The organism is Terriglobales bacterium (assembly GCA_035764005.1).
Taxonomy (GTDB): domain Bacteria; phylum Acidobacteriota; class Terriglobia; order Terriglobales; family Acidobacteriaceae; genus Gp1-AA112.
In genome coordinates, this window is record DASTZZ010000072.1 from 101480 (window position 1) to 111516 (window position 10037).

At 55.3% G+C, this 10037-nt stretch carries 8 protein-coding genes; 3 read left to right on the forward strand and 5 right to left on the reverse strand.

Annotation, left to right across the window (positions count from 1 at the left end; genetic code table 11):
- The first annotated feature begins 2 nt into the window (after window positions 1–2).
- Entirely contained in the window at window positions 3–641 is a 639-nt protein-coding gene (locus VFU50_12760) for a hypothetical protein (protein ID HEU5233726.1), read from the forward strand.
- A 177-nt stretch (window positions 642–818) separates the two neighbouring features.
- Here VFU50_12760 and VFU50_12765 read toward each other — a convergent pair whose 3' ends face one another.
- Entirely contained in the window at window positions 819–995 is a 177-nt protein-coding gene (locus VFU50_12765) for a hypothetical protein (GenBank protein ID HEU5233727.1), read from the reverse strand.
- Between the two features lie 558 nt (window positions 996–1553).
- Between VFU50_12765 and VFU50_12770 the strand changes: the two genes are divergently transcribed.
- Complete coding sequence (locus VFU50_12770) at window positions 1554–2621, forward strand: transposase (protein ID HEU5233728.1); 1068 nt, start codon at window positions 1554–1556, stop codon at window positions 2619–2621.
- A gap of 452 nt (window positions 2622–3073) precedes the next feature.
- Here VFU50_12770 and VFU50_12775 read toward each other — a convergent pair whose 3' ends face one another.
- Genes VFU50_12775 through VFU50_12785 form a run of 3 tightly spaced genes read right to left on the reverse strand, consistent with a single transcriptional unit; the run spans window position 3074 to window position 7453 of the window.
- Window positions 3074–4027, reverse strand: coding sequence for a M56 family metallopeptidase (locus tag VFU50_12775; GenBank protein HEU5233729.1), 954 nt, complete (start codon window positions 4025–4027; stop codon window positions 3074–3076).
- Entirely contained in the window at window positions 4024–4449 is a 426-nt protein-coding gene (locus tag VFU50_12780; protein ID HEU5233730.1) for a BlaI/MecI/CopY family transcriptional regulator, read from the reverse strand. Before VFU50_12780 ends, VFU50_12775 begins: the two co-directional genes overlap by 4 nt.
- A 43-nt stretch (window positions 4450–4492) precedes the next feature.
- Entirely contained in the window at window positions 4493–7453 is a 2961-nt protein-coding gene (locus VFU50_12785; GenBank protein HEU5233731.1) for a carboxypeptidase regulatory-like domain-containing protein, read from the reverse strand.
- Window positions 7454–7788: 335 nt separating this feature from the next.
- Here VFU50_12785 and VFU50_12790 point away from each other — a divergent pair, with 335 nt between their 5' ends.
- Window positions 7789–9333 carry an ATP-binding protein gene (locus tag VFU50_12790; protein HEU5233732.1) on the forward strand — a complete coding sequence of 515 codons (1545 nt, stop codon included), beginning with the start codon at window positions 7789–7791 and terminating at the stop codon, window positions 9331–9333.
- 277 nt (window positions 9334–9610) lie between these two features.
- On the opposite strand, the gene VFU50_12795 is transcribed toward VFU50_12790, so the two are convergent.
- On the reverse strand, window positions 9611–10037 hold a 427-nt coding region (locus tag VFU50_12795; protein HEU5233733.1), incomplete at its 5' end, for a hypothetical protein.

The following is a 10037-nucleotide window of genomic DNA, read 5'->3' on the forward strand; positions in this document are numbered from 1 at the left end:
AAATGCTGAATAAGGAACCGGGTCCAGAACGGGCCGAATTAGGCTTTAGGGAAGCCGTGCTTAGCAGCTTCAAATTTCTGAGTGATGCTGGCTTCCATCCAGTCGAGAAACAGACGACGTTCGTGCGCTATGAATCGTCGGAAGTCTTCGTGAACGTCTTTCATGGCCGAGCTTCATTCGAGTTAGGTCTCGAGATCGGCAGACTGAGAGAACCGAAGAGAACACTTAGCTTGTATGACATCGTTGCATGGGCGGGTGGTGAAAAGACGGAAGACTTGGGGCAGCATGTTGCGTTTCAGGTCAGCTCGCGAGAGGACGTCCAGAAGTTCGTGCCGAAACTTGCGGCTCTCGCAAAGAAGTACAGTGCGCCTTTTCTCCGTGGGGACCATGCTGCATTCGACTCAGCATTCGCCATCCAATCCGAGCGATGGGAAAAATATGTAACAAAAGTGAATCTGTCAGGGGTTCGAAAGAGCGCCGAGGCGGCGTGGCAGGCTAAGGATTACGCTCAGGTAGTCGCACTATACGATACTATGCGCAAGAACTTGACGGAAGTTGAAGCCAAGAAACTCAGCTATGCGGAGAAGCAGAGCACGGCGGGCGTAGGATCTCGTGCTTCCAGAACACGGAAACAGAAATGAGCACGAAATTCACAACACACTCCGTGAAGGTAGATGCCGCCGGGTGCCCCACCCAATTCCCATTCTGATACAGCGTATACATATTGAGGAGTCGGGTGCCCCACTCTCGCGTGTCGTTGGCGAGGGTGGGCTGCAATGAGGGCGTCACGTCTGTAATGGCGCGCCGTGCCCACGCGTCTAAAACGTATTTACGGTCATCATGACCTTCATTTCGTCACCTGCAGTTGCTACAGACGGCAGCCACTTCTGGGAAGTGGGCGTTCTCGCGATGTCTTCCTTCGCATCTTCGGGCAGGTTCGGCGGAAGTATCGGTTTGAAGTAGTCGGCTATGTGGTGATGCCCGAGCACTTCCACGTTCTAATCGGAGAGCCTGAAATCGGAACGCCGTCCACTGTGCTGCAGGTTTTAAAGCAAAGAGTGGCTGATCGCCTGCTGCCTCCCTTACGAAAGTTTCAGAATCAATCCAGCTTATGGAGAGAGGATCGGAAGCAGAAGAAGCGTCATTTCTTTCAGCCCCGCTTTTATGACTTCAACGTCTACACTCGCAGAAGATGATCGAGAAGCTGCGATATATGCATAGAAATCCAGTAAAGCGGGGATTGGTACCGTCCCCGGAATTGTGGGTGTGGAGCAGTTTCCGAGCCTACTATTTTGGCGAGAAGAGCGCGGTCTGGATCGAAGGGTTGAACCCGAACCCCAAGCTGCGCATGGTGCAACCGACCAGATTTGGAGGCGATTGACCATATACCCACCCTCGCGAACGGCACGCGAGAGTGGGGCACCCAAGTGTTAGAGATCTGTGCGGTGTATCAGAATGGGAACAGGGTGGGGCACGCAATATAAAAGGGCGCCCTTTGGGAGTAGTCTGCAGTGATCTTCAAGCACTCAGCTACTTCCGGAAGGAGCACCCTCGTGAATGACGTTAAGTTTATTGGCCTCGATGTGCATAAGACAAGTATTTCTGCAGCTGTGCTGGATGGAAGCGGAAAGCTTGTGATGCAGGCTGTGTTAGCGACCAACGCTGCTGCGGTTCTAAGTTTTTTGCGCGGTCTGCGCGGGACCTTGCGTGTGACTTTCGAAGAAGGAACTCATGCTGCCTGGCCACATAAAGTGTTGAAGTCGCAGGTGGCGGAAGTGGTGGTATGCGATCCGCGCAGAAACGCTCTGCTCAAGAGTGGGAATAAGAACGATCAGATCGATGCGCGCAAGCTGGCCGATCTTCTGCGCGCCGACATGCTGAAAGCGGTCTACCACGACGACACGCAAACGCTCACGCTGAAGGAACTCGGCCGTACCTATCGTTCTCTGACCGATGACTGCACGCGCGTGATGCGCCGACTCAAGGCCTTGTATCGCAGTCTGGCCATCGACACCGGCGGGAAGAAACTCTACAGCAGACGGCACCGGGAGCAGTGGCTGAACCAGCTCCACCAGCCAGGACAACGCTATCGCGGCGAACGCTTATTCGAGCAGTTTGAGCAGCTGAAGACTCTGCGCCGGCAGGTACGAGGCGATCTGATCAACGAAGGACACAAGCATGCGGCCACGGCGGTGCTGAGCAGCATTCCCTTTGTGGGACCGATCCGCTCGGCACTACTGGTTGCGCGCGTGCAGACGCCGTTTCGCTTCCGCACCAAGCGTCAGTTCTGGGCTTACTGCGGACTGGCACTGGAAACCCGCAGCAGCGCCGATCACCAGTTCGTCAACGGCGAGCTGCGCCGCAAGAACAAACCAGTGTTCATTCGCGGACTGAATCTGAATCACAACCACGACCTGAAGAATATTTTTAAGTCAGCCGCGACCACAGCCAGTGCCTCACCCGGACCGTTTCGTGATTTTTACGAAAACCTTCTGGGGAAAGGGATGAAGCCGGAGATGGCAAGGCTGACCCTGGCGCGTAAGATCGCCGCCATCAGTTTGAGTGTTTGGAAGAAAGGAGAGCGTTTCGATCCAGAGCAACTGACAGCACAAGCAGCTTGAGCACACAGTAGAGATCGATCGATTCAGCATCGTTGGTCAGTCTCTGAGTGCTCGGGTTCGAGGGTAAGTATCCTTGGCCGGGTTAGGCCATGCGCTTCGGCGCCAAGTCTCAAGGGCCACCATATGCTCCCTCGGACAACCCAATCAAGCTATAGGCCGCTGATCTCAGCGAGTCTCAGATAGAACCATGGTTGCCAAACAACCCACGCGGCTTGTGTAGTCTCAGATCTGACGCAGTTATCGATGCAGGACCAGCACGGGAATCTCGAAGTCTCAACCCAGGCTCGAACCGACAGCATGCAGATCCCCACCAGGGCTCGATGCCAGAGCACTGTGTTCCCATCTGATCAGGACAAGTGTTTGCTCTTGACATCGCCTTTTATAGAACCCGGCAGATCAATTCAGTCTGTTCTGATGGTAGAGTTCCCGCATCTCTGGAGTCCCAATCCGATCTAGCGAACCAGCATTTCCGTGACTCTGTGTGCCAACTCTAGCCATAACTGCAGCTTGGCGACATAGATTATCAGCAACATCGGTGCGACAAGCGAAGCGTACTTCTCTCTTCGTGAATGGCTCTTTTCACCGTCGAAGAGCGTTTGCAGATGGTCCACTCTAACCTGCAAGGCTGAGCCCTCGAAATCCGGTACTAGATGACTAGCGGCAATTGACGGAACAGCTGCTCTCAGGCGAGCAACTTTGACGATAGCGCTGCCCAGATCTAGCGGCGAGATTCTGGAGCGCATCGCTCGTGAATCAGCCGAAATTTCGGCGGCGCTGCGAAACGCACGGTCGATCCGGTCAAATGACGGCAACAAACCTGTTGCACTCAGAAGAACCTGCTTGAGGTTGTCGAGTGAACGAATGTGCGCGACTTCATGCGCCACCGCTGCCTTTAATTCGTCGGGCGTAAGCGATGCAAGAATCCTCTTTCCCACGAAGATTCGCGGAGAAAAAACTCCGAGCACCGCAACCAGCGAATCCGGATTCTGCAGTTCGTAAATAGGAACCTTCGCCGTCACAGCCAGCCGGCGAGAAGACAGCATCCACTCTCGTTCCGTTCGTCGCGTTCTTATCAGCGTCTTTGCGAGCTTCACGATAAACAATCCGAGAGCTAACAGCGAGCACATGGCCAATACCGTGAGCCACCAGTCAGGTTTCTCGCTGGTCTGGCGAGGCTCCAACACGAGGAACGATGGCAGAACAGCAAATGAGACGATGCCCACAGGAAAACTGAGCGGCAATATGCGAATAACGAACAACAGAGAGGGATAGCGCAGAATGCGTCTGTTAAGACCCAATCGGGAAATACAAGCCCATATGACGTGGGTGGCAAGCACGCCGGCAGCAATCGAAAGAGCCGTGGCGGCAAGACACACGGCAATGCACAAGATCACGAATTCGCTCATTTGTGCCTTCTCAGGTTGCGGCGCTTTGCCTTAATGAGTTCATCGAGCTCATCGAGCAGCGCAAGATCCGATTCGCTCACGTAGTCAACGAATGAAGACATCACCACGCGCTGACTGCCTGCCTCATCCGCGGCAATGCCCAACAGGTGCCGCGTGAGCTGATCCTGATATGCTTCGCGATTTGCCCTTGCGCTGTAGTAAAAAGCGCGATTCACCAGACGGCGGTTCAAAATCCCCTTTTTGAATAGCCGATCCACGGTGGTCATGATAGTGGTGTACGCAAGGCGCGATTCCAGTTCGGCATGCAAGTCGCGGACACTCACCTCGCTGCGTTGCCAGATGAGTTCCATCAGCTCAGATTCGAGCTTGCCCAACTGCTCCACTGGCGCAGACCGCGCTCCGGATTTTCGCTTTAACCACATCGACGATGTTTTAGCTGCAGGTCGAGTCTAACGCCGCACGAACCTAAAAGTTCACTCGTGCCTGAAACTGCAGCGAACGCGCAGGAAGCTGATTGGTAATGCCGATCAGTGGTTGTCCTATCGAAACTGGCGGCGCTGAGCCATTTCCGTACACGCCGTTGAAACCGACAAAATTCGGATGATTGAAAATATTGAATGCTTCCGCGCGCAAAGTGAGCTGCACGCGTTCCGAGGTCAATCGGAATGGTCGCTCAATCATCGGGGAGACGTCGTAGATCGAGCTGCCTCTTCCGGTGTTGCGGCCCACGATCGCACCCTTAATCAGAGGACGGTCCGCCGTCCCGCCGGGATCACCGAAGTTGTTTGCGCCCGTAGTCAGGTTGTATGGCAAGCCTGATGCGAGCGTGGCAATTCCGCCGATTCTGATCTTCAAAGGCGCTACGTAGAATCCGCTCAGGACGAAACGATGTCGCTGATCAAAAATCGCATTCCCGTATTCGGCATGGCCGGTCACATTCGGATCGTTTGGATTCTGGCCCGGAACGTCAGGATCGACATTATTCGTAGCGTGCGACCAGGTGTAGCTGGCAAGCAGCAGAAAACGATCGGTGAAGCGATGATTAAGATTCAGTTCGAGAGCATGATAGTAGCCGTACCCGTTATTTACATCACTTAGAATTTGCGAATATGCGGGCTGCGGATTGGTCGCCTGTGCCGGATTGCATGCAGTGCCAAGCTGCGCGTAAAACGCTATCCAGAGTGGCCGAGTGCAATTCGCTGCCTGAGCCGAGCGCACGGACTGCGTTCCCGATCCGGTAATCAGGCGCGCGACTGACGCCGGCGCATCAACATCCAGGGGACGAACAACCCGCAATGAGTGGGTGCCGATATAATCGGCACTAAAGACCCAGCTCGGAGCAAGCTGCCGCTCAATACCCAGCGTCCATTGCTCGGAGTAGGGATTCAGCAAAGCATCGGGATATCCAATGAGTGCAGAAACGGGAAAGAACTGGTTATAGTAACTGGCTCTGCCAGGGCGTATATAGAGACTTCGAACCGGCGCCTGCGCTCCAGCCGGAAATGACGGCAGAGGCACCCCAGTTACGCTGCCAGGAAAGCCGACCTGACCGGCTTGTGCAGTGAAATTGAAAAACCCGGTCGGACCCGACAAAGCGTAGTTCGCCTCGGCGTTGTCCACTACCTGCGCGTAATAGATACCAAAGCCGCCACGCAGCACCGTCTCCCCTGCACTGGCGACGTTGTAAACAAAGCCAAGGCGGGGCGCGAAGTTCTTGCGCGCATCGGTGAACGTCTGCTGCTCATAGCGCAGGCCGAGATTCAGTGTCAGGTCACGTGTGAAATGAAAGTCGTCCTGCGCAAACAGTGCCCAGAGCGTGTCGTTAACCGTGTAGGTCGCGTTTCCGTAGCTTTGGGTATAACTATTCACGTTCGCAATATCGCCGAGATAGCTTGGGCTCTCGCATCCGGCGATGCCTAGGTTGCAGGGCTTGTAAGTAAAGGCGCCAAGGAAACTGGGGCCGCCAAATTCTTTTCCATTGCCGCCGTTATGAGCATGAAGAACGCTCGCGCCGATACGGACCTGGTGACGTCCCCAACTCGCGGCGAGCGTATCGCTGAAGTCATATTGGCGATTCTGCAGTTGAGCAGCCTGCGACGTTCCACTGACGAAATTCCCGACTCCCGCAATGGGAACAGTGAATTGCGTGCCAAAGATTACCGGATCAAATTCCGTGATTGGCGAAGCCAGTTGGAATTGCGCGCGCGCATTGTTCACCAGCGAAGAACTCACGACCGCCGTTTCACCCAACTCCTGCGAATAGGTTCGCCGTTTGAAGATTCGGTCCACCGTGGGAAGACTGTTGCCACCAACTGCACCATTTGGATTCGTGTCATGAAAGCTATCGGCGCTGCTGCGGAAGAAGAGGTTGTTGTGCTCATTGATCTGATGATCGATACGCGCCAGTCCGAGCCAGCCGCGGTAGTGGCCCTCGAAGGAACCAGGCGCTACTGGAGAAATTACCGGTGAACTTCGGTTTTCCCAGGTGTACTCGCCGGAAAGAAAGAAGTGCGTGCGTCCACCAAGTCCACTCCGTCCAAGCGGTCCACCGAAAGCAGCAGAGAATTGTTTCAGAGAGTCAGAGGTAATTGAATTTCCATTTGGCGCGTTGGCGGCGGTAAAACCCGACAACTTTGCCGCCGCGTCGGACGGACGAAACGCTCCGAGCACCTCACCGTGATACTCGCTGCCGCCGGTCTTCGTGACTAAGTTCACCACTCCACCCATCGACGAGCCATACTCTGCCGAGAAAGAATTTTCGAGAACGGTCATTTCCTGCACGCTCGCGAGCGGAATATTCGTAAACAGAGTCTGCCGTCCCCAACTGTCGTTACCCGTGCTGCCGTCGAGCTCGAATGAAGTCTGGCGCCGTCCGGCGCCGGCGGTAGTGAACAGATTCTGATTCATGAAGGCATCGCCCTGGTTGAGTGCGGGACGGTTTGCGGAATTCAGAAGAGGCAGATAGCTGATTCGTCGGTTCAGCAGCGGAGTAGCCTGCGCTTGAATCGAGCTAATGCGCTCGCCTAGCTGGGGCTCATCGGCAAGAACGCCACCGACAACTCCCGTTACGTCAATCTTCACCGCTTCGCCCGCCACGGTGAATTGAAGATTCACTTCGGCAGTTCGACCCGCCATCAGGGTGAGTCCCTCAACCTTGGCCTCTGCAAATCCAGACCTCGCCGCTACCAGAGTGTAGGATCCAGCAACGGGCAGTCCTGGAAGCGAGAAGCGACCATTCGCGCCAGTGGAAACGGTCCGCTTCAGACCAGTTAGTTCGTTCGATACCGTAACGGTTGCGCCGGAAACAACTGCGGAACTGGGATCACGAACTTCGCCACGTATCGTGGCAGTATCGGGTGTTTGACTATGAAGCGGATAAGCGGCGAGCGACAGCAATAAGAAGAGTGGGGCTGCGTTTCGTGGCATCGTCAGAATCCATCAGCCTAAAACGTAAGATTCGCTACTACCAAGCCTCGTAGCGGAAACCGGGCGCTCGGCAAAACTCATCCATCAGTGATAGGCAAACGCTGCCGTTCGCCGGTCGCAGAAATGGCTCGTCATCAGCCTTGACGCTCGACCGATCTGGGCAAGGTTTCGCAATATACATTGTTTGACTTCTTGAAATAGCTTTGTTGGAGGCCACGCATCGTGAGAATCTGCAATCCAACAGGAATGTGCCCGGGCGGCCCTGAGCGCCAGAGTCAAACTGCAATCCACGTCGCAACTGAGATGATTTAGCCGGTCGCTGATCGCTCCAGCCGATGCCAAAAACCCGCAAGCTCTCCGAAGCAAAATTCCGATCATTATTCGAGAATTCGCCATACGGAATTTTTCAGTCGTCAGCAAACGGTGACCGCTTCCTGATCGCCAACCCTGCGCTGGTGCGCATGCTGGGATACGAGTCGAGTGAAGAACTCGCGCGCCTGCGCCTCTCCAGATCGCTCTACACACGGCCTTCTGACCGCTCCGTTGTTGTCGGTTCCATCACATCGTCGGCGCGTTTCGAAGGCGACCTTGAATGGAAGCGCAAAGATGGATCTCTGATTTCCGTGCATCTCATCGCACAGCTGGTACCAGAGGCTTCCGGCGGCGATAAGGTGATTGAAGGAACTGTCGAGGACCTCACGGCAAAGAGGACGCTCGAACAGCATCTACAGCGCGTCCAGCACCTCGACTCCATCGGCGGACTCGCCGGCGGCATGGCGCACGAGCTGAATAACCTGCACATGGTCATCAGCAGCTATGCCGAGATGCTCCTGCCCGAACTGCAGTCATCTGGGCAAAAGCGCAAAGCAGACGCCATACTGAATGCTTCTCGTCGCGCGAGCACGCTCATTCATCAACTGCTCGCCTTCAGTCGCAAGCAGACGCTCGCGCCACAGGTGCTCGACACCACGCGCGCGCTCAACGAGATCACGGCGATCCTGCGCGGCACCATCCGCGAAAACATTTCCATCGATTGCCGCTGCGAGATGGATCTGGGGAAAGTGCGGGTTGATCCAGTGCAACTCCAGGAAGTGCTGGTGAACCTGGCCACCAATGCTGCCGACGCCATGCCGCTGGGTGGCAAGCTGATCATCACCGCAGAAAATGCAACGCTCACTTCCGACGAACCGATCGGCAATCAGGACGCGAAGATTGCCGCCGGCGAATACGTTGTCATCAAAGTTTCCGATACCGGCTTGGGCATGGATCAGCCAACTCAGGCGCGAGTCTTTGAACCGTTCTTTACGACCAAACCAGTCGGCGAAGGAACAGGCTTGGGACTCTCCTCGGCGTATGGCATCGTGAAACAAAGCGGTGGGTGGATTAAGGTCGAGAGTAAGCCTGGACAGGGCACCACGTTTACCATCTACCTCCCGCTGATTGAAAATGCGCCTAGCAGTCGAGCAAACTCAGCGCCGCCCGCGCTGTCAACACAGCGAGGGTCCGCGGCTACAGTGCTCCTGGTAGAAGATGAAGCCGGTTTGCGCGAGCCGGTGCGCGACTACCTGACCAAAGAAGGCTTTCGTGTACTCGATGCCGCCAATGGTGCGGATGCGCTGCAGCTCCTCGAAGCTGAATCCTTGCGCATCGATGCGCTGATCACCGACGTGATCATGCCTCAAGTGAATGGTCCGGAGCTCGCGCGCAGACTCAAAGGCCGATTTCCCGAAATGAAAGTCATCTTCATGTCCGGCTACGCGGAAGACAAACTTGGCGGTCCGGAAAGTTTTCGCGATTCCGTACTCCTGCAAAAGCCTTTCGCGCTACGCGCCCTGCGAGCGAAGCTGCAGGAGCTGCTTCTGAGTACTTTTGCGATTTGAGCTTTGCGCATCAGCAGGCCATGAATGCACATCCGGCCTCGAAGTCCACCTTCACGTTAACAGCGAAGAAAACAGCCTAAATTTTCAGAATTGTTCCAAAATCGCGGAATTTTGCCCAAAACTCGCAGAATCGCAAAAATTATCAGCGAAAAACAGCGTAATAACAGCGTAGCCGACGCAGGGCCGCACAGCGCCCTCCTGGTCAGTACCGTCTGCGGTAGCAGACGGGTTGATTACACACCCACCCGCTAACGCGGGCGGTACTGACCGGGATTGTTCAATAAATCACCTTCAGCGAAAACTGGATCTGGCGCGAGTTGTTCGCGGTCCTGCTGATCATGCCAAAGCCGGAGCCCTTCACCACATTCGCCGGCAGGCCCATGTTCACAATGTTGAACAGGTTGAAGAACTCGGCGCGGAACTGTAGGTCGACTACTTCTGCGCCGCTGCGGCGCGTACCAAACGGTGTGTCTTTGATTAGCGCAAAATCGTAGTTATAGAACGCGGGTCCGCGGAAGCTGTTTCTGCCCAGAGTCCCAAATCGCCCTTGATTAGGACCAGTGCCGCCGGGAAGATGGATGGGAATAAAGAAAAACGAAGCATTGTTCGCACCACGTCCAAAGTAGTCTTCGCGCACTGCGCGCGCAGTGGAAAGATCGGGTTTTGCGATCAGATCAGGACGATCCGTACCACCCGAACCTGCG

Coding starts and splice junctions, on each gene's coding strand:
- VFU50_12760 (HEU5233726.1), top strand. CDS start 3: ATGCTGAATAAGGAACCGGGTCCAGAACGGGCCGAATTAGGCTTTAGG.
- VFU50_12775 (HEU5233729.1), bottom strand. CDS start 4,027: ATGAGCGAATTCGTGATCTTGTGCATTGCCGTGTGTCTTGCCGCCACG.
- VFU50_12780 (HEU5233730.1), bottom strand. CDS start 4,449: ATGTGGTTAAAGCGAAAATCCGGAGCGCGGTCTGCGCCAGTGGAGCAG.
- VFU50_12785 (HEU5233731.1), bottom strand. CDS start 7,453: ATGCCACGAAACGCAGCCCCACTCTTCTTATTGCTGTCGCTCGCCGCT.
- VFU50_12790 (HEU5233732.1), top strand. CDS start 7,789: ATGCCAAAAACCCGCAAGCTCTCCGAAGCAAAATTCCGATCATTATTC.